Below are 19,793 nucleotides of genomic sequence, written 5' to 3' on the forward strand. Positions count from 1 at the left end.
TGACACCGACACCCAATCCCTCTATACCGGCTGTCAAAGCAGACAGCCTCACAATAAAAACAATTCTGGCATTCTAGCGAAAGCGCAAGAGGCCTGTCAAGCGAGATACCATGTAACCCGCTGGAATCAAAAATCAAATCTCATCTGACACATCCAGGGCCCGGCGCATGACAAGCGGCTCAGGAGCTTGACCAAACCAGAGAGCAAATGCGGCCTCACCCTGTGCTGCGAGCATCCCCAGACCATCGGCGGCGGCCAGGCCACACTTCCTCGCCTGATCAAGCAACACCGTCGGCTCAGGAGTATAGACCATGTCAAACACGGCACCACGGGGCTTGAGGCAATCCACAACCGGAAAACCGAAGTCTTCCCCTTTGAGGCCAACTGCCGTGGTGTTAACCAGTAAATCAACCGGCTCGTCACATGTGTTCAGCAAGGATGTGCCCAGTTCATACTCAGCAAAAGCCGTGCCTGAAAACTTACCGGAGAACTCTTCGACCAGTTTTTGCGACCTGTTACGCGTTCTATTGGCAATCCCGACCCAGGACACCTTTGCCTGACAAAGAGCAACCAAAGCAGCACGACATGCGCCACCGGCCCCAAGCAAGAGGACCCGCTTACCAGCCACATCGCAGCCAAGCTCCTGTTTCAGAGCCTTTAACAGGCCGAGGCCATCTGTATTGTAACCCTTGAGGCGGCCGTTATCGTTAACGATTGTATTGATCGCACCAATCATTTGCGCCGAGGGATCAAGTTCATCGACCAGGTGGCAGGAAGCTTCTTTGTGCGGGATGGTCAGATTGACTCCTCGTATCGACATGGCACGAATTGCTTTCACAGCGTCACATAACTGTGCCGCGGTGACGTGAAATGGCACGTATACCGCGTCCAGGGCACTGGCCTTAATCGCCGCGTTCTGCATACATGGCGAAAGGGAATGTGCTACCGGATCACCAAAGATGCCCACCACATCTGTCTTGCCGCTCACCTGCATATCACTTCGCTCCACTGGGCCTGACGTTATCACCACAATCGAGGTATTCTCGATATTCAACAACCTGTGCGTCTGCCAATTTACCGCGGGCCCGATCAATATCCATGAGGACCGCTTCCTGCAACGCGTCAACCGAGGCAAATTTCCGTTCGCCGCGCAGTCGGTCAACAAAGTAGATTCTCAATCGTTCCGCATAAAGATCACCCTGAAAATCGAGGAGATGAATCTCCAGCGTTGTTTTCTCCCCGGAAAAAGTTGGTCTATGGCCGATATTGATAACGCCATTGAAATAACGATCACGCCACTTCACCTTGACGGCATAGACGCCATCACAAGGAAGGAGCTCCTTTTCTGTAGAGAGGTTCGCGGTCGGGAAACCGAGTTTTCGCCCTCGCCCGTCACCGTGAACAACAACACCATCGAGAGTATAATTACGACCGAGAACGTTCACCGCATCGGCAACCCTGCCATCTTTCAGAATTTCCCGGATGGCCGTTGAGCTATGCACCTGTTGCGAAACCTGGACCGGCTCCAGAACTTCCAGCGTAAATCCATACTCCCGGCTCTTCTCCTCAAGGAAAGAGGCATTGCCCTCACGATTGCGACCAAAAGCATAGTCATAACCGATGATCAGGTGTTTGACGCCCAACTTGCCAACGAGCAGATCACGGACAAAATCTTCGGCGGACATTTCGGCAAGTTGCTTATTAAAGTTGAGGACGACCAGTAGATCGATACAGGAAGCAGTAAGAAGACGAACTTTTTCTTCAGGGGTGTTCAAACGCAGCGGGGCCTTCTCGGGCGCCAGCATATGTAGCGGATGCGGCTCAAAGGTCACCACTGCAGCCTTGCCCTTCAACTCGCGCGCTCTGGCAACGACGCGCCGAAAGATCTCTCGATGGCCAAGATGGACACCGTCAAAATTGCCGATCGTCAGAACCGTCCGGCAAGGTCTTTCTGGAAAATTATTGAGATCTCTGACTACCTGCATTGCAATATCGGGCTACCTCCGAATGGCGGAGGCCCCTTCCTGAAACCTATCGTTTAAAGAGGACGGCCTTGTTCGGAAACGGTCCCTCACAGTTTACATTATCCTTAGCGTTTTCTTTTGCCGCGCCCCTCGCGCCGCGTTCCTCGTACCGGGTGTTTTTCTTCAACTAGACGGAAATCGATTTCACGGCGGTCAAGATCAACCTTATGAACAGACACCTCAACCGGGGAACCGATGCTGAACTCACGCCTGCGATTCATACCGATCAAGCGATGACGTTCCTCTTCGTATTGATAGAAATCGTCCTCCAGGCTGGAGACATGAACCAGCCCTTCAACGTAGATTTCATGCAATTCGACAAAGAAGCCGAAAGCGTGCACCGAGGTTACCATGCCAGAAAATTTTTCGCCTACTTTATCTGTAACAAATTGACATTTTTTCAGCTTGACGATGTCCCGTTCAGCCTCCATTGCCCGTCGCTCCGTAACTGAAGAAATTTGAGCAATCTCAGCCAATGGCAACTCACTCAGCGGCCCTGCCAACGACCCCTTCTCCAGCTTTTTCTTCAGGACACGATGGACCATAAGGTCAGGGTAGCGCCGAATTGGTGAGGTAAAATGGCAGTAGTTGTCAGCGGCCAAACCGAAATGACCCAGGTTATTCACTGAGTAGTAAGCCTGCGGCAAACTCCGCAACAGGACGTGATTAATAACGTGCTCTTCCGGCTGACCAGCCACCCGCTCAAGAAATTCCTGCAGGAGCTTCGGCTTAACACCTTCCACCGGCAAAGAAATCCCCTGATTGAAGTAGGCAATAAACTCCTGAAAGGCTGCCATCTTCCCTTCACTTGGAGACTCATGAACCCGGAAGATCATCGGCTCCCGCTGTTGCACCAGCCAAAGAGCGACCGCCTCATTAGCCGCCAACATGAATTCCTCGATCAATCGATGCGCCAGGTTGCGTTCGGTCCGGATAACATTTTCCGGACGCCCCCGCAGATCCAGAATGATCTGGGCCTCAGGGAGGTCGAAGTCCAGGCTACCGCGCTGATGACGACAAGCGATACGTAACTCGGCAAGCTCACGCATGAGTTCAAGATCGTCAATCAGGACTTCATGCTCAATACGAGCGTCCGTGTCCTCCTCAACAAGGATCGCAGCAACCGTGGTGTAGGTCAAACGAGCCCGGCTATGCATAACCGCCTGGCAAAAGCGCATTCCGACACGCTTGCCAGTCGAATCGAAATCAAGCTCAGCGACCATCACCAGTCGATCGACCTGTGGGTTCAAAGAACAGATGCCGTTGCTCAGAGCCTCGGGAAGCATCGGCAGACAGGTCCCGGGGAAGTAGACGCTGGTGCCGCGTTCAAGAGCCTCCTTGTCGATCACACTGCCAACGGTAACGTAATGAGCAACATCAGCAATCGCTACCCAGAGACGGTAGCCATCAGCGCTCCGTGCAACGGCGACCGCGTCATCGAAATCTTTCGCTGTTTCACCATCAATCGTCACGAAATTCACATGACGCAGGTCTTCGCGTCCGGCGATATCCTCGTTAGAAACCTGCAGAGGAACTCTGCCTGCCGCGGCGAGCACTTCAGCAGAAAATTCATAAGGCAGGCCGAACTGGATGGCCGCAATCTTGATCTCAACTTCAGGATCGGTCGCGTCACCAATGACTTCAGTGATGCGACCAACAGCACCACGCGAGCGACCCGGGTAGTTTTCAATATCAACCAGGACCATCTGTCCCTGACGAGCGCTACCGGAGGCGCCGGGAGGGATCAGGATGTCATCCTGAAGACGGGAATCAACAGGAGAAACATAACCGACTCCATGCTCCAGCTGATACCGGCCAACGAGAGTTCTATGCGCCCTCTTCTCAACACGAATCACACGACCTTCGGGCTTTCCGGTTCGTGCAGATCGTTCCAGGCGCACAACCACCATGTCGCCATGCATCGCCGGACGAAGATGGCGAGCGGGAATAAAAACATCCTGGGCGTTCTCATCAGCCGGAGAAACAAAACCGTAACCGTCGCGGTGCACAGAGATCGTTCCAACGACTAGGTTTACCTTATGCGGCAAGGCAAACTTTCCCCCTTTCAGTTGCACCAGAGAGCCGTCCCGAACCATGTCTTTCAGGCTCTTGCCGAGCAGCTTGCGCTCACCAGCGCTCAGATCAAGCATCGACTGGAGCTCTTTAAGGCCCAGAGGACGATTGGCACGCTTCTGCAATAACTCGAGGATGTCGTTGAAATCCATTTTGTTCATATTGCCTGTGGTTTGTCTCTGCTTAGGGGATTATTGTCAATAATTATTCTAGCAACCTGTCTGACAGGCTGCTAGCTATCAACTTCGCTTCAATAAACATACTACAGAAACGTGAAACCGGAAAAACATGAACAGATTCTAGCCCGTTCGCTCTGCTCACTCGAGGCGCAGAGATCGCAGAGTGAGCATAAAGGCTTTCGTTAAATTTGACCTCTGCGGTTTCTGCGCCTCCACTTAAGGCAGGGTCTGTTTAGGGGCCTTCCCTTTCATCAATAATCATTTAAACAACGGGCAGCACCCGTTCGGGGATAGTTCCTGACCAATAAAAACGCCCCCAAAAAATGGGGGCGTATCGGAAGCATTTAAGTTGTAGGCGCTGCCGGTGCCTTAGGCGGGGTGTTGCCACGGGCCCAGAGGTGTTGCCCGAATTTGCGATAGCCATGCACATTGTAAAGCCGCATATCCAGGTCAGGGTCAGTCTCCATGATCTCGCCATTGAGAAGCGGCTTGAGATATTTAGCCAGGACCGCTCCACCGCCACCAGTGATAACCATGGCATCGATATCCCAGTCATCGACCCAGAGACGATCAACTTCATTGGCGATCGATGTCGCCAGCTGGCTGAAAACCTGATCTGTCAAACTTTTAAGATCGTAGACCTTGCCTCTGATCTTGATACTGCCTTCATCAATCGCTTCATAAAGACGGTAGAGTTCAACATTGATACCGCTGTTCTCACGCAACTTGGTCGCAATCACATTGAAAGCCCTGGCAATACCAGAATCCGTGGTGCGGCTACCTCGTTCGGAATAGCGCATTTTGTCAGAGATGGTGTAATCGGAGGTACGGAAACCGACATCGATGATACCGATTTTATCCTTGATCAGACGTTTGTCACCCATTTCACCAAGGTCATTGAGCATCATGTTGAAAAGAGAACCAAAGGGTTGCGGTACAACACGAACTTTGTTGATGCTGAGCGACTTCTCGTCCTGCTTACCGTCGGCATCAATCACGGTTACCTTGTGCTCGCCGACAAGGAGCTTGGCCAACTCATCCTTGTACTGCCGGTAATAGCCGATCGGCAAACCGGTCACCAGGTTAACGGGGACAAAGCCTTTAACCATTTGAGCCGTAGCCGCCAGGGCAAAGACCTTGGCAAACTTCCCTATAAACTGGGCCTGGTCGAGAGTAAAGAAACGTACATTACTTTGCCTCTCAGCAAGTTCACCGACAAAATAAGATTTGCCGTCGACCTCGATCTGCAGATGTTTTTCATCTTCACCAGGTGCAGCAATCATCTCGTCGCGAAACTGTATATCTGTCGATTCACCCAGAACAGATTTAAAAACCAGGTCACGTTTGCCATCTGTCGCCTTCGTAAAACCGAAGCCGATATCAATTCCCAGAGTTTCCACTCATTCCTCCTTCTTCAGGGAGCCCCCAACCATAATCATCGACCACCCGGAGGATGGCATAAAAGATTACTAACTATAGGTAATCACAAAGTTGGTTGCAAGAGATAAAGAACTCTTGAATAGTCAGAAAACAACTAAGCTTTGCGCACAAAGATTTCCCTGGCAAGCTCAGCATCCACCGCGAACTCCGAATACCCCACCTTAAAGATGTACGACGGGAAGGTTCTGGTGACCACAAGGTCGCTACCCGGCAGGACGCCCATACTCATCAATTTCTGCATTTTACTGACATCAGTTGCAGCCAGGTAGGCGATTTCGCCCTTCTCTCCAGCTTTAAGTTCGGTCAGGGCGACAACACCGACCTCACCTTCCTGACGCGCTTGTTCACAGCAACTCCCCGGAGGGATCGGCTTGCCATGAGGACAAGTGGTTGGATGATTCAGAAGGGTGCAAATCTTGGTGTCCACGCCATGGTGCAACAGATGCTCGAACTCACAGGCCCGTTCATCACCAGTCACCCCTTTGATATCAAGGATATCCATCATCAGGCGCTCCGCGAGACGATGCCGACGGACGGTCATGCGTGCTTCTTCGCGACCTTCCTTGCGCAAACGAACCCATTCGCCAGTGACCTCAACAAAGGCCAGACCAACCAGTTCAGTCAGGCCTTCGTTATCCGGAGCAATATTAAGTCTCTCGAAATGAGCGGCATCTTCGCCCTTCTCTTCCGTTGTTATCCAGAGAGATTCGAGGATTTCCTCAGCCTTGGCCGAAACGTTCATGCAGTGTTCCCTTTCTTACAGCCTGCCGGACTATCAACAAGCGGGTTACTAAGCTTTATGTTTATCATCTTTAAGAAATTTTTCGAGCAACTCTGGCACGATCGGATTTTCCTGGCCACAGTAGGGGCAATGAATTTTGCGACATCCGCCGAGACAGCCACCGCAGCCTTTTTCACGGAGCATCTCGGGAGTCAATTCATGTTCGCAGAAAGTACACTTCACACAAGAAACCCCGTCATCAACAAGAACTTATTAAGTGCCCAGCCCACGGCAAAAGCCAGACCGGTCACCAGGAAGAAGATCGTCAGAGAGGTTTTCCAGCCACGCTCCTTCTGCATAACCAGGAACTGCGCAACACAGGGGACAAACAAGGTCAGGGTGACCGCGGCAACCGTCAGTTGGACAGGGTCAAGCAAACCTTCTGTCTGCAGATCATAAAGGCCGGCCGCGCCAAAATCACGGCGAAAGAAACCGAAGATAAACGCTGCCGAAGCCTCGTTCGGCAAGCCGAGCAAACGCATCACCGGGTTGAACATGCCGACCAGCCATTCCAACGCCCCGGAAAGTTTTCCAGCCACGAGCAAAACAGACGCGATCATGAAAAGCGGGAAAATTTCCATAAAATACCACTGCATGCGGGTGAGGGTCTTGATCATTACGTTCTGTATCTGGGGCAGACGCATCGGCGGGATTTCCATGTAGAACATCGGCCGCTCACCGGGCACGATTTGCGCAGCCAGAAAGCCAACCAGCAAGAACACACCGACCATGCTCACCATCCAGGCCATCAAGGCGCCAGGAACTCCAGAGAGAAGGCCAAGGATAACTCCCATCTGTGCACTGCAGGGGATGGCCAGAGCCAGCAGCAGGGTCGCAATAATCCGTTCACGGGTCGACTCAAGAGTGCGGGTGACAACCGTTGCCATGGTATCGCAACCGAAACCGAGGACCATGGGGATAACCGCACGCCCGTTCAGGCCAATTTTTTTAAAGACCCTGTCAACCAACATCGCCAAACGGGGGAAATAGCCACTGTCTTCGATGACGGCAAAGGCAACAAAGAAGGTTCCGACAATCGGCAGGATGATTGCAACGGCATAGCGAACCCCGAGGGTGAACAAACCGTATTCACCGACGAGCAGTTCGTTAAGCCAGTACCAGGGGATATACGTCTCACACAGACCGATCACCCAGGGGTTGAGAAACTCTTCAAAAACAGCCCCCTCAAGGAAATCAACAATGGTTCCTGCACCGAAGCCGCCGACAAACTGGTAGAGGCCCAGATAGAGGACGATCAGCAGCAAGGGCACACCGGTCCAGGGGTTCATGGTCCAGTTGGAGACATGATCGGCGAAGGTCTGCTGATTGCCATCTTTCTGAGTTATGACGCCACCCAGGAGGCCGTTACAGATCCGTTTGCGCTCCAGGCTGATACGCAGATGCAGGTCCACTCGTCGATCAAAGATGGTGTCGTTAACAGCCTTTTCCACCCTTTCGTAGCGATCACCTTCCCTGTCCTTGACTCTCTCAGCAATCTCCTCATCACGCTGTAACAGCATAAGGGTCAAGCTACGCCGGTTGAGGGTGTAGTCCCCTTGCATCAGTTCACTGATGCCATGGATGTCTTTTTCGAGATCTGTTGCATAGTTAAAGGTCGCTTTACTGACTTCAAAATCACGTATCGCATCTCGCAGCTCCCACAGGCCTCGTTTGGCACGTCCCATCGCACCGCCAACAACAGGGATTTGCAACTTCTCCTGCAGAAGGGCGATATCGACATGCATGCCGACCCGTTCCGCCTCATCCATAATGTTGATCAGAAGGACAACCGGCAACCCGGCTTCGATGAGCTGGAGTGTCATCGGCAGCATTCTCTCAAGATTGCGTGCATCGATGACGTGCACCACCACATGCGGCGATTCCTCAAGGAGAATCCGCCTGGCCACCCGCTCTTCCTCGGTAATAGGAAGCAAAGAGTACATACCAGGTGTATCAAGAACCTGATAATGCTCACCGGCAATCTCGCATTGGCCCCGAGAGACCTCAACAGAGGTACCAGGGTAATTGGAAACTGTCGTGTAGCTGCCGGTCATGGTATTGAACACCACACTTTTACCGACATTCGGGTTACCAACCAGGATAATTTTCTTTTCAGTTTGCGTTTGGCTTTGCATAGACGTACGGAGAGCCTTCCATCTTGTTATTGATAATCATTTTCAGAACAACACAAAAAAAAGAGACTTATCTTAAGTTGTTAGGGGAACAGTCTGCGCAAGAACCGTAAAGCTCAAGACGATGGCGTTCAATAGAAAAGCCATGCTCTCCGGCGACTTCCACCTGGAGAGCCTCGATACGAGGGTCCTCAAATTCGACGATTTTCCCGCAGGAGACGCAGATCAGGTGATCATGATGCTCGTCATGATCGCTGGCCTCGTAACGTGCCTGGCCATCTCCAAAATGACGTTGCTCGGCGATACCGCATTGTGCAAACAGTTTCAAGCTGCGATGAACAGTTGCATAACCGATACTAGGGTGCTGCTTGCGCAAACGCAGATAAAGCTCTTCCGTCGAAAGATGTGACCCGGCACGAAGAAACTCCGCGAGAATAAGCTCACGTTGGTTGGTTGATTTCAACCCCTGAGAAAGAAGGAAATCTTTAAATTTTTTTTTGCTGTCAGCATGTCCCATAAACCCATTCCAATTGAAAACGATTTTCAAATTAAACAAGAAAAGAGATACTGTCAAGTGAAATTTGAGAGAAGAAACTCCCTCTGCTGGCTAACCCTGGACAGGGAAAATCTGGTAAAGATACATGGTGAGCTTGCCCATCAGGTTGAACATGAGCATGATGCCAACGGCCATCAGCATGGCTCCGGTAAAAACTTCAACGAGACGGATATATTTCCTGAACCTGTTGAAGGCAACCAAAAACTGGTGAAACAGAAGGCCTGCGAGCAGGAAGGGAACTCCGAGACCCAGAGAATAAACAGCGAGCAGTCCAATGCCCTCACCAATATGCCCAGACGACGCAGCAATCATCAGAATGGACGCCAGGATCGGCCCGATACAGGGCGTCCAGCCCGCGGCAAAGGCAACACCAACCACAAAGGTACCGATGTAACCGCTGGGTTTCTTGTGCAGTTGAACCCTCTTCTCACCAAGCAACACACCGAAATGAAAGAGGCCTGTCATATGAACACCGAAGAGGAAAATTAATAAACCGCCAATCTTTTCGACCCATTCCAAGCCTTCGCGCAAATAGAATTGAAACTTACTCGAAGCAACTCCGGCAATGGCTCCCAGCATGACAAATACGACAGTGAAGCCGAGGATAAAACAGAGCGAATGCAGAAGAACCGTGATCCGCACTCTCGCATTGGGATGTGCGTCTTCAAGTTGGCTGAACGAGAGCCCGGTAATGTAAGTCAAGTAAGACGGGATCAGTGGCAACACGCATGGAGAAGCGAAGGATAGAATCCCGGCGGTAAAAGCAATCCAGTAAGTTATGTTAGCGGCTTGCTGCAAGCGGATTAGCCTTTCGCCAACTCCTTAAAATACTCAATCGTCGTAGGGTGCGCCCAGTCTATAGCACCAATAATTTTATCATCAACGACACCATCTTTTCGAATCACATAAGACTCCGGGAACTTGTATACTCCGTAAAGATTCTGCGCAACGCCCTGATCATCGTAAAGGACAGAGAACTTATGTGGCGATTTCTTCAGGAATTCAGGGACGACACTCCGCCCATTTTCCTCGACATTGATCGCCAGCATTACGAAGTCTTCACCGGCCATAGCCTCATTGAGCTTCTCCATTGAGGGCATTTCCGCCCGGCACGGGGGACACCAGGTCGCCCAGAAGTTCACCAAGACAACCTTGCCTCTTAATGACGCAAGGGAGACCTTGTTTCCAGCGGTATCCTCCAGCAGGAAATCAGGCGCCTGATCACCCATATCAACAATCTTAACCGGCTCATAAGAGGGTCGTGAACTGCTTGCAGTGACGAGATAAACGGATCCGCAAACCAGGAGAATGACAACAATGATAAGAACGAGACGACGCATGGAAGAGCCCTTCTTTTGAGTCAAAAAAGATTAGATGTGATTAAGTTTTAAAGACATATAGGAAAAACAATATTGACCTAACATGTAACCTTACAGGGGAAAAATGTCAACCGGGTTGGTTGCCATTCCGGCCGAGACAAAGTCATTTATCCTGGCGAGAAACTTTAAAAACAGTGGTCAGAAGAGCATAGGTTTCATCATCCTCACCAAGCAACGCACACTCACCATTAAAAGACCGCTCTCCTGTTTCCCGAACGCTGGCATAGGCGTGGACCTGCCCCTCAAGAACCGGAGCAATAAACTGCATGGACAGATCAGTCGTCGCAAAGACGGTTCCGGGCGGCAGCAGGCTTTTTATCGCCATGGCGACGGCCGTATCCGCTAGGGAAGTCAAGGCCCCGCCATGCATGACTCCGCCGCCATTGGAAAGCTTGAGAGTGAATGGCAAGGATAAATGAGCCTGACCCTCTTCAGCGCTGAGAATCTGCACTCCCAGCAGCCGTTCAAAAGGGGAGCTATCGATCCACTCTTCGAGTTCAAACTGTACAACCTCGGACTGCCTGGGCTCATCAGGATCTGAATACAACTTCATTGAACGTCCCTTTCATAACACATTCACAGTTTTCTAAGGCATCTCAACCAGGTAGCCACGTTGTCCCCTGAAGAGAGTGAAGCGCAACGGCAAGCGGCCGAGAGTCTCTTCCATCCGCGCAACAAAAGCTTCCAGACTATCCACACGAACGCCTTCAAGTTCTGTGATCCGATCACCTGGCCTTAACTCTATCTGCGCCGCCGGCGACCTTGAGAGAACTTTTGTAATAACAATCCCCTGTCGGTCTTCTTCTACCGAAAGGCCGAAAATCCGCTCTAAATAACGCATCGCGTATCCCGAAGGAAGCTCCACAAGGTTGATCGTTTGACTTAGCACCTCTTCGCCGCGCAACAACATCAATATGATTTTTGCTCCCGGCGGGTAGGTACGTAACAAAGCCAGGTATTCCGAAGCTGAATCGGTTTGCACGCCATCGACTTCCAGAATGACGTCAGCGACATTAATCCCTGCTTTTTCCGCAGGAGAGCCATGATCGACCTCAGTTACCAGGGCACCGCCGGCTCCTCGTGATTTCACCATGGATTTGCTGATCTCGCCTGGAAGAATCCCCGCATAAGCTGAACGTAAGCGACCATGTACAACCAGGTCGTTAACCACCCGGCGAACGACCTTGACGGGGATGGCGAAGCCTATTCCCTGGGCCTGTTGGGCAATGGCCGTATTGATCCCGATCAGCCTTCCGTTGATATCCAGAAGGGGCCCACCGGAGTTGCCGGGGTTAATCAGGGCGTCGGTCTGGATAAAAGCTGCAACGCCCCCCTCCCCGTCCGGCAGTCTGCGCTTTGGCGCACTGACAACCCCGGTCGTTACCGAGTTCTCCAGGCCGAGGGGGTTACCGATCGCAATAACCGTTTCTCCGAGCAAGAGATCGTCATCATCAGCAAAAGTAAGATTCGGCAGACTCTGCTCTGTAACCACCTTGATTACGGCAAGATCCGTCGCCTGGTCCAGGCCGACCAAAGAGGCTTCACGCTCCTTGTGTTCTCCAGGCAGGGCAACATAAATTTTCGAAGCTTTTTCTACAACGTGAGCGTTTGTCACCAGGTAGCCGCGACTGTCGATAATCGCTCCCGAGCCGAGGGACTGTGTCCGATAGCTGCGCGTCTGTGAAAACTGGCGGAAGAAGTCATCAAAGAAGGAATCGCCGAAACCGAAAAAAGGCGAGCTGCGTCGCTGGACAATCTGTTCAGTGCGAATATTGACGACCGCCGGACCTGCCTTGGCAACCGTATCGACCACGGCAGAACGCCGTTCATAGGCCAACGATGGCAAGGTGATGATTATGACAAGTATCGTCAGCAACAGGATTTTACAAGTTCCTCGCGCCACGCGCCACGCGCCACGCTCCTCAGCTTTTCTTGATATCATATTTTTCCATCCGGTAAATCAAGGTATGTCTTGGAATCTGCAGAAAATCGGCAGCCCGGGTCTGATTCCAGTCATTTCGTTCCAGAGCCTGGACCACCACCTCCCGCTCCAGCGTTTCAAGAGAATAGCCTTCCGGGGGGAGCTCAACGACACGACTCCTTTTAGCAGTGGGTGCCGCGCGAAACTTGGTGGGAAGGTGCTCTGGTTCAACCACATCACCGTGGCTTAATACAACCAGACGTTCAATGGCATTTTGCAACTCCCTGACATTTCCTGGCCAGGTGTAGGCTTTTAGACATTCAAAGGCAGCAGGGCTAACAGAAATTGGAGCCCCGTCGCTGAAGCGTTTCAGGAAATATTCAATCAAAAGCGGGATATCGTCCAGACGCTCACGCAAGGGCGGTAGTTCAATCGGGATGATAGCCAGTCGGTAGTAAAGGTCTTCACGGAAGCGTCCTTCCTCTATTGCGAGTTCCACATCCTGGTTGGTGGCTGCAATGATACGTACATCAACAGAACGGACTTTTCCGCCAATCGGTTCGACTTCCATCTCCTGTAGAACTCGTAACAATTTCGGCTGCAGCTCCAGGGGCATCTCACCGACTTCGTCGAGAAAAAGTGTGCCGCCATCAGCCTGCTCGAATTTCCCGACACGATCGCGTACCGCATCGGTAAAGGCGCCACGCACATGGCCGAAGAGTTCACTCTCCAGAAGGTTGGCAGGAATAGCCGCACAGTTGATCGCAACGAAAGGCTCTTTACTGCGCCCCCCTCCCTGGTGAATGGCCTTGGCAATCAATTCCTTTCCCGTGCCACTCTCACCAGTGATTAGCACGCCAGCCTCCGTTGGCGCGACCCTTCTGACGACATCGAAGACCTTCTGCATAGCGTCTGAGCTGCCAACCATATGGCTAAAATCGACATGGTGTTCAAGTTGCTCCCTCAGCCTCTGGTTCTCTTCCTGCAAGCCAAGCAGGTTAAAGGCTTTTTCCACAACCATGACCAGTTCATCACGACTGAAGGGTTTGGCCAGATAGTCATAGGCACCCTGCTTCATAGCTTCAACAGCTTTTTCTACAGAGCTGTAAGCAGTAATGACAATGACGACGGTTTCCGGTCGCGCAGCTTTGATCTGTTGCAGGACTTCGTACCCTGAAACGCCAGGCATCTGTATATCGGTGATGACCACCTGGGGATGGTCAGCCTGGAAAGATGCCAACCCCTGTTTTCCATCGGACGCGCTTAAGACCTGGAATCCGGCAGAATGGAGAGAATACTCTGTTACGCGCCGGAGCGAGGCATCATCATCAATCAACAAAACCTTACGGGAGGGTGTATGAGGCTGTTGTACACTCATGATTTCTCATTCTCCATGTCTCTCATCGAAATAGGCAGGCAGAGGGTGAAACTTGAACCCTGGCCAGGCGTACTCTCAAGATCGATATGACCGTCATGGCCCTGGATGATTCTCTGGGTTATGGCCAGGCCGAGGCCGGTGCCGCTGTCACGGGTCGTAACAAAGGGATTGAAGATTCTATCACGGTCTTCCATGGCAATCCCCGGACCGCTATCGCTGACATGAATGCCGACTTCATTGCCATGAACCGTCGATGACACCTTAAGTTGTCCGCCATCGGGCATCACCTGCAGGGCATTCAGGACCAGGTTGAGCAGAGCCTGCTGGATCTGTTCTCCCCGCCCGGGGATTTCCATATCTTCAGCGAGGGCAACCTCGACTTCGACCCGGTTGCTGAGAGCCTGCTGCCGGGTCAATTCAAGAACTTCTTCAATAACTTTATTTGGTGAAAAACGACCAAGCTCAACAGGTTCCGGTCGAGCAAAACGCAAAAAGTCTTCCAGAACCTTATTGAGACGATCGACTTCCTTGATCAAGATATCGGCAAACTCCAACTTGGGGTCATCAGGCGCCACACCGTCGCGTAAAATTTCTGCCGTCCCCTTGATAGATCCCAGCGGGTTGCGTATCTCATGGGCCATACCCGCAGAAAGCTCGCCGAGAGCGGAGAGTCGGTCCGCGCGCCTTAACTGCCCTTCAATTTCTATGATCTGGTCTGCCTGCTCGCGCAACTTGCGATAACTTTCTTCCAGCGTCTCGGCCGTCTTCTGATAACGCAATTTCTGCTGTCGTTCCCGTTCCGCCAGAAAGCCGGTAAGACAACCGATCACGTTGTACAGGACGATTTCCAGGTATTGTTCGAGAGCGATACTCGGATGATGTTGCCAATGGAAAAGGACATGCGGCATATAAAGCAAAGAGGCAAGGATCGAAGTCACAATCCCTCCACGCAAAGCAAACCAGACCCCCCCAAGGACAATCGGCACGTAGTATAGGCGCCGATAGACGTCATGGGCATTAACCAACTGTGTTGTTGTCAGGTAATGCATGGCAGTCACCGCTAACAACAAGCCAGCAATGATTGAAAGACGTAATCGATTTGCTTTTAGAATACTCGGCATACAAACCCTTTATGGTGATGGCACGAATAAACAAGTGAATACTTCTATATTTGTAGAATATTACACAACAGGCCAAAAAGGGAAGTTCTGAAAAATTATTCGTTCATAACCAGCGCCCTAAGCGCCTCTTCCAAAAGGTCTGTCCTTTGACTTCGTAAGAAAGAATTGGCCCCTCACATAGACTAAATAGAGAACCAGGTTGTTTTTTATGTATATTCAGCCGTTTGAATTTTGTATTCTGTAACAATTGAACAGAAAGTTTCTAAATGCACCTTTTTACTGACATTATTAATATTGTTCTGCCGGTTTTCTCTGTCATCGCTCTCGGCTGGCTGTTGCGCCGCATTGGATTGATTGACAGCACCTTCTTAAAGCAGACGAACAGGCTGGTTTATTATGTCTGTTTACCGTTGCTGCTCTTCTACAAAATTGGTTCGGCAGACTTCTTTGCAAACTTCAATGGCCGCCTTATTGTCGGCTCAATCATCGCGATTACCGTTACCTTTATCGCCTCTTACGCTTACTCAGTTTTCCGCGATTACCCGAACAACGCTCGAGGCGTTTTTGCTCAAGGAGCCTTCAGGGGAAACCTTGCCTACATGGGTCTGGCGATCACCCTCAACGCTTATGGCGAAACAGGCCTGACCAAGGCTGGCATCCTTATGGGTTTCCTGGTGCCCTTTCTAAACCTCTACGCAATCTTCGCCCTGCTCTGGCCTCATCGAGGAGATGGCGAACAACGTGGGGCAAGTTTCTGGCTTCGTCAAATCATCCTTAACCCTCTGATTATTGCTTCGTTCCTTGGCATCATCTGGAGTTTTCTGGATTTGCCAACACCTCTGGTTTTTGAACGCAGTCTGAAGATAGCAACCGGGATGACCCTGCCTCTGGCCCTGCTGGCTATCGGCGGAGGATTCTCTGTTGAACGCCTTCGCGGAGACCTCTTTAAGGCGGCTATGGCGAGCGGTATAAAGACCATCTGGCTGCCGATCCTCGCCGCAGCACTTTTGATAAGCATGGGCGTCGAAGGAATGGATCTGGGGATCGGAGTTCTGATCGCCGGGACACCTGCGGCAACAGCAAATTATATAATGGCGGATCAGCTTAAGGGAGATGCGGAACTGGCTGGAACAATCGTTATGCTCTCCACGCTTCTCTCGGCAGTAACCTACACAGTTGCTTTGTTGATTTTACGCAGCCAGGGGATTTAGCCGCCAGCCTATCATGGCAAGCCGCGCGGATTTAAATCAGAGCGTCCGCATCGGTACAATCCGGAGTCAGCATGTACAAACCCTTCACGATTGGATCTCAGTTTCGCATCACACCACCGAACGGCCCTGCCGGCACAGGCAGCTGTGTTGATCTTGTCATGCAAAGGGGAGCCTTCGGTTCAGGTGAACACGAGACCACAGAGAGTTGCCTGAAACTTCTTGAGCAGAGACCGGAAGTGAAAGGCGCGCAGGTTCTTGATCTGGGAAGCGGCACCGGGATTCTGGCGATAGCCGCACTTAAACTCGGTGCAAGTCATGTGGTCTGCGTTGACATCGAGCAGGACGCCGTTGAATCGGCACGTATCAACTGCCGACTCAATCATATCGATCACCAGGTGACCCACATCACAGGCACTCTTGATGCGGTTACCGAAAACAATTTTGACTTCATACTGGCAAACATCTACGGGGACATCCTGCTCGACCTTGCAGAATCATTGACGACAAAACTGAAGCCAGGCGGATTGCTCTTACTGTCTGGCATCTTGTGGGAATACAACTTTGATGTGCGGCAGGCTTATGAACGAATGGGTTGCGAGGTTGTCTCCAATCATATGCTCGAGGAATTCAGTACCGCCTTGATGATCAGGCAAAGCTAGCCGACAGTCCTACGCCCATTCACCTCAAAAAAGCGATTTTATCCGGAAACCCTTTAAATAAAAAACAATTCAAGCCAAACCGTTTATTAACGCAGAGGCGCTAAGATGCAAAAAAAATGAACAATTCTCTATATAACTAGTTTTGAGACGTTCTTTTTACATCTTGGTTCGAAAGCGCGCACTTCTTTGAGTTAAATCATTTTTTAGATTAATGTAAAAAAAAGGGCGAACCATTTGGTTCGCCCTTAACTCATCCATAAGATGATATTGAATTACTTGACCAGTGCCTTCATGTACTCCCGGTTGAGCTTGGAGATGAACTTGACATCGACGCCTTTCGGACACGATGCCTGGCACTCGTAATGGTTTGAGCAGTTACCAAAGCCATTGTCCTTGGCAGCTTCGGTCATAGCCATAACACGCTTAGCAGCTTCTATCTTACCTTGAGGCAGGACAGCAAGCTGAGCCACCTTGGCGCTGGTGTAGAGCATCGCAGAGCTGTTAGGGCAAGAAGCAACACAGGCACCACAGCCGATGCACTCTGCAGCATCCATAGCGTAGTCAGCTTCAGGCTTGCCAATCAGCAGCGCGTTACCATCGGCAACACCACCGGTATGGCAGGAGGTGTAACCACCAGCCTGCATAATTTTCTCCAGACCGTTACGATCAACGACCAGGTCCTTGATCACCGGAAAAGCACGTGCTTTCCAAGGCTCGATGAAGATCTCATCGCCATCGTTGAATTTCCGCATATGCAGCTGGCAGACCGTAGTCCGGTCCTGGCCGCCGTGAGGAACTCCATTGATAACCTGTGAGCACATGCCGCAGATCCCTTCGCGACAATCGTGATCGAATGCAATAACATCTTTGCCTTCAAGAGCCAGAGCTTGATTGACGTCGTCCAACATCTCCAGAAAAGACTGGTCAGGACTTACATTTGGAGCATCAATCGTCTCCAACTTTCCTTTATCTGTTGGCCCGTTTTGGCGCCATACGTGCAGTTTGAGTTTCATTATTTGTAACTCCTTACGGCCAGCTTGACATTATCAAATTTCAAAGGCTCTTTGTGCAGTTCAGGCTCAACACCCGCACCTTTGAACTCCCAGGCAGCAACGTAACAGAAGTCTTCATCGTTACGCATCGCTTCGCCATCATCAGTCTGATGCTCGGTACGGAAGTGACCGCCGCAAGACTCTTCGCGGTTGAGTGCATCCTTAGCGAGAATTTCGGCAAACTCGAAGAAGTCAGCCAGTCGACCGGCATTTTCGAGCTCCTGGTTGAACTGCTCATTGGTGCCAACCACTTTGACGTTCTTCCAGAAATCATCGCGAAGCGCCGGGATAAGCTTGAGAGCTTCCTTGAGGCTTTCATCACTACGAGCCATGCCAACGTTCTCCCACATGATCTTTCCGAGTTCACGATGGAACTCAGAAGGAGTCTTGGTGCCGTTGATCGAAAGTAGCTTGTCGATGTTGGCTTTGACCTCATCGGCAGACTGTTTGAATGCCTCGTGATCGCCTTTTACTTCGCCCGGCTTCACAGTTACCAGGTAGTTGGCAATCGTGTAAGGAATAACGAAGTAGCCATCGGCCAGGCCCTGCATCAGTGCCGAAGCACCGAGACGGTTGGCGCCGTGAACGGAGAAGTTTGCCTCACCGAGAACGAACAGGCCTGGGACGTTGCTCATGCAGTTATAATCGACCCAGAGACCACCCATGGAGTAGTGTGGTGCAGGGTAGATGCGCATCGGTTGCTTATAAGCATTTTCGTCTGTAATCTTCTCGTACATCTCGAAGAGGTTACCGTAACGCTCACGAATGGTATCTTCACCAACACGGTCGATTGCTGATTGGTAGTCGAGATAAACACCACGTTTACCGGGGCCGACGCCACGATTTTCGTCACACTGCTCTTTGGCAGCACGGGATGCGATATCACGTGGGGCGAGGTTACCGAAAGATGGGTATTTACGCTCCAGGTAGTAGTCACGATCTTCATCTGCGATATCTGCCGCAGGCTTCTCACAATCTTCTACCTTCTTTGGAACCCAGCAGCGACCGTCGTTACGAAGCGATTCAGACATCAGAGTCAGTTTCGACTGCTGATCACCATGCTGCGGAATACAGGTCGGGTGAATCTGTGTGTAGCAAGGATTAGCCATGTAGGCGCCTTTTCTGGCGGCCTTCCAGGCGGCAGTAACGCTACAGCCCATGGCGTTGGTCGAAAGGTAGAAAACGTTGACGTATCCACCAGTGGCCAGAATGACAGCATCACCCCAGTAGGACTCGATCTCACCCGAAACCATGTTGCGGCAGGTAATACCCCTGGCAACACCGTCAACGACAACCAGGTCAAGCATCTCACGGCGCTCAAAGAGCTTAACCGTACCAGCCTTAACCTGGCGAGAGAGCGCCGAATAAGCGCCGAGAAGCAGTTGCTGACCGGTTTGACCACGAGCATAAAAGGTACGGGAGACCTGGGCGCCACCGAAGGAGCGGTTGTCAAGGTAGCCAGCGTAGTCGCGAGCGAAAGGGACGCCCTGAGCAACGCACTGATCAATGATGTTGTTTGACACCTGGGCCAGACGCCAGACGTCTGCTTCACGGGCACGGAAGTCACCGCCCTTGATAGTGTCGTAAAAGAGACGATAAACAGAGTCACCGTCGTTCGGGTAGTTCTTCGCAGCATTGATGCCGCCCTGTGCAGCGATAGAGTGAGCACGGCGGGCGCTGTCCTGGTAACAGAAAGCTTCGACCTGATAGCCGAGTTCACCGAGTGATGCAGCTGCGGCGCCACCGGCGAGGCCGGTACCAACACAGAGAACTTTGTATTTACGTTTATTAGCTGGATTGACAAGCTTCGATTCGAAGCGATGACGATCCCATGAAGTTTCAATTGGTCCTGTTGGACACTTACCGTCGAGTATCATTAAATCGACC

18 protein-coding genes are annotated in these 19,793 nt (G+C 51.4%); 2 read left to right on the plus strand and 16 right to left on the minus strand.

Annotated elements, in window-relative coordinates; translation table 11 throughout:
- Nucleotides 1-133: 133 nt before the first annotated feature.
- From aroE to P9J64_14475, 14 genes are all read right to left on the minus strand, one after another.
- Entirely contained in the window at nucleotides 134-1,009 is an 876-nt protein-coding gene (aroE, locus tag P9J64_14410) for a shikimate dehydrogenase (GenBank protein ID MDG5469520.1), read from the minus strand.
- On the minus strand, nucleotides 996-1,985 hold the full coding sequence (locus P9J64_14415; protein ID MDG5469521.1) for a bifunctional riboflavin kinase/FAD synthetase: 990 nt from the start codon (nucleotides 1,983-1,985) through the stop codon (nucleotides 996-998). The genes aroE and P9J64_14415 overlap by 14 nt, the downstream gene beginning before the upstream one ends.
- Before the next feature lie 104 nt (nucleotides 1,986-2,089).
- Nucleotides 2,090-4,258, minus strand: a complete 2,169-nt coding sequence (gene rnr / locus P9J64_14420) for a ribonuclease R (GenBank protein ID MDG5469522.1) — start codon at nucleotides 4,256-4,258, stop codon at nucleotides 2,090-2,092.
- Between the two features lie 362 nt (nucleotides 4,259-4,620).
- Complete coding sequence (locus P9J64_14425) at nucleotides 4,621-5,676, minus strand: ParM/StbA family protein (GenBank protein ID MDG5469523.1); 1,056 nt, start codon at nucleotides 5,674-5,676, stop codon at nucleotides 4,621-4,623.
- Between the two features lie 134 nt (nucleotides 5,677-5,810).
- Nucleotides 5,811-6,458, minus strand: a complete 648-nt coding sequence (locus P9J64_14430) for a metal-dependent transcriptional regulator (GenBank protein MDG5469524.1) — start codon at nucleotides 6,456-6,458, stop codon at nucleotides 5,811-5,813.
- 48 nt (nucleotides 6,459-6,506) lie between these two features.
- Entirely contained in the window at nucleotides 6,507-6,680 is a 174-nt protein-coding gene (locus tag P9J64_14435; GenBank protein ID MDG5469525.1) for a hypothetical protein, read from the minus strand.
- Entirely contained in the window at nucleotides 6,677-8,632 is a 1,956-nt protein-coding gene (gene feoB, locus P9J64_14440) for a ferrous iron transport protein B (protein MDG5469526.1), read from the minus strand. Before feoB ends, P9J64_14435 begins: the two co-directional genes overlap by 4 nt.
- A gap of 67 nt (nucleotides 8,633-8,699) precedes the next feature.
- Nucleotides 8,700-9,146 carry a transcriptional repressor gene (locus tag P9J64_14445; GenBank protein MDG5469527.1) on the minus strand — a complete coding sequence of 149 codons (447 nt, stop codon included), beginning with the start codon at nucleotides 9,144-9,146 and terminating at the stop codon, nucleotides 8,700-8,702.
- 90 nt (nucleotides 9,147-9,236) lie between these two features.
- On the minus strand, nucleotides 9,237-9,983 hold the full coding sequence (locus P9J64_14450) for a cytochrome c biogenesis protein CcdA (GenBank protein ID MDG5469528.1): 747 nt from the start codon (nucleotides 9,981-9,983) through the stop codon (nucleotides 9,237-9,239).
- A gap of 5 nt (nucleotides 9,984-9,988) precedes the next feature.
- Nucleotides 9,989-10,525, minus strand: coding sequence for a TlpA disulfide reductase family protein (locus P9J64_14455; GenBank protein ID MDG5469529.1), 537 nt, complete (start codon nucleotides 10,523-10,525; stop codon nucleotides 9,989-9,991).
- A 142-nt stretch (nucleotides 10,526-10,667) separates the two neighbouring features.
- On the minus strand, nucleotides 10,668-11,117 hold the full coding sequence (locus P9J64_14460) for a PaaI family thioesterase (protein ID MDG5469530.1): 450 nt from the start codon (nucleotides 11,115-11,117) through the stop codon (nucleotides 10,668-10,670).
- A 33-nt stretch (nucleotides 11,118-11,150) separates the two neighbouring features.
- On the minus strand, nucleotides 11,151-12,506 hold the full coding sequence (locus tag P9J64_14465; protein MDG5469531.1) for a trypsin-like peptidase domain-containing protein: 1,356 nt from the start codon (nucleotides 12,504-12,506) through the stop codon (nucleotides 11,151-11,153).
- Nucleotides 12,487-13,863 carry a sigma-54 dependent transcriptional regulator gene (locus P9J64_14470; protein MDG5469532.1) on the minus strand — a complete coding sequence of 459 codons (1,377 nt, stop codon included), beginning with the start codon at nucleotides 13,861-13,863 and terminating at the stop codon, nucleotides 12,487-12,489. Before P9J64_14470 ends, P9J64_14465 begins: the two co-directional genes overlap by 20 nt.
- Nucleotides 13,860-14,984: an ATP-binding protein gene (locus tag P9J64_14475; protein MDG5469533.1), complete on the minus strand. Its 1,125-nt coding sequence runs from the start codon at nucleotides 14,982-14,984 to the stop codon at nucleotides 13,860-13,862. The genes P9J64_14470 and P9J64_14475 overlap by 4 nt, the downstream gene beginning before the upstream one ends.
- Nucleotides 14,985-15,250: 266 nt before the next feature.
- Between P9J64_14475 and P9J64_14480 the strand changes: the two genes are divergently transcribed.
- Together P9J64_14480 and P9J64_14485 are read left to right on the plus strand one after the other, a co-directional pair.
- Nucleotides 15,251-16,195, plus strand: coding sequence for an AEC family transporter (locus P9J64_14480; GenBank protein MDG5469534.1), 945 nt, complete (start codon nucleotides 15,251-15,253; stop codon nucleotides 16,193-16,195).
- 71 nt (nucleotides 16,196-16,266) lie between these two features.
- Complete coding sequence (locus P9J64_14485; protein MDG5469535.1) at nucleotides 16,267-16,854, plus strand: 50S ribosomal protein L11 methyltransferase; 588 nt, start codon at nucleotides 16,267-16,269, stop codon at nucleotides 16,852-16,854.
- Between the two features lie 272 nt (nucleotides 16,855-17,126).
- On the opposite strand, the gene P9J64_14490 is transcribed toward P9J64_14485, so the two are convergent.
- Both P9J64_14490 and P9J64_14495 read right to left on the minus strand, forming a co-directional pair.
- A complete protein-coding gene (locus P9J64_14490) occupies nucleotides 17,127-17,867 on the minus strand; it encodes a succinate dehydrogenase/fumarate reductase iron-sulfur subunit (GenBank protein ID MDG5469536.1) in 741 nt (246 codons plus the stop codon).
- A complete protein-coding gene (locus P9J64_14495) occupies nucleotides 17,867-19,783 on the minus strand; it encodes a fumarate reductase/succinate dehydrogenase flavoprotein subunit (protein ID MDG5469537.1) in 1,917 nt (638 codons plus the stop codon). The genes P9J64_14490 and P9J64_14495 overlap by 1 nt, the downstream gene beginning before the upstream one ends.
- Nucleotides 19,784-19,793 lie beyond the last annotated feature (10 nt).

The sequence above is a fragment of the Deltaproteobacteria bacterium IMCC39524 genome, assembly GCA_029667085.1.
Lineage (GTDB): Bacteria > Desulfobacterota > Desulfuromonadia > Desulfuromonadales > BM103 > M0040.

Bases quoted from the DNA above. Each gene is read 5' to 3' on its own strand.
- P9J64_14490 (MDG5469536.1), bottom strand. From the start codon at position 17,867: ATGAAACTCAAACTGCACGTATGGCGCCAAAACGGGCCAACAGATAAA.
- feoB (MDG5469526.1), bottom strand. From the start codon at position 8,632: ATGCAAAGCCAAACGCAAACTGAAAAGAAAATTATCCTGGTTGGTAAC.
- P9J64_14485 (MDG5469535.1), top strand. From the start codon at position 16,267: ATGTACAAACCCTTCACGATTGGATCTCAGTTTCGCATCACACCACCG.
- P9J64_14430 (MDG5469524.1), bottom strand. From the start codon at position 6,458: ATGAACGTTTCGGCCAAGGCTGAGGAAATCCTCGAATCTCTCTGGATA.
- rnr (MDG5469522.1), bottom strand. From the start codon at position 4,258: ATGAACAAAATGGATTTCAACGACATCCTCGAGTTATTGCAGAAGCGT.
- P9J64_14480 (MDG5469534.1), top strand. From the start codon at position 15,251: ATGCACCTTTTTACTGACATTATTAATATTGTTCTGCCGGTTTTCTCT.
- P9J64_14460 (MDG5469530.1), bottom strand. From the start codon at position 11,117: ATGAAGTTGTATTCAGATCCTGATGAGCCCAGGCAGTCCGAGGTTGTA.
- P9J64_14475 (MDG5469533.1), bottom strand. From the start codon at position 14,984: ATGCCGAGTATTCTAAAAGCAAATCGATTACGTCTTTCAATCATTGCT.
- P9J64_14455 (MDG5469529.1), bottom strand. From the start codon at position 10,525: ATGCGTCGTCTCGTTCTTATCATTGTTGTCATTCTCCTGGTTTGCGGA.
- P9J64_14495 (MDG5469537.1), bottom strand. From the start codon at position 19,783: ATGATACTCGACGGTAAGTGTCCAACAGGACCAATTGAAACTTCATGG.
- P9J64_14415 (MDG5469521.1), bottom strand. From the start codon at position 1,985: ATGCAGGTAGTCAGAGATCTCAATAATTTTCCAGAAAGACCTTGCCGG.
- P9J64_14465 (MDG5469531.1), bottom strand. From the start codon at position 12,506: ATGATATCAAGAAAAGCTGAGGAGCGTGGCGCGTGGCGCGTGGCGCGA.
- P9J64_14445 (MDG5469527.1), bottom strand. From the start codon at position 9,146: ATGGGACATGCTGACAGCAAAAAAAAATTTAAAGATTTCCTTCTTTCT.
- P9J64_14470 (MDG5469532.1), bottom strand. From the start codon at position 13,863: ATGAGTGTACAACAGCCTCATACACCCTCCCGTAAGGTTTTGTTGATT.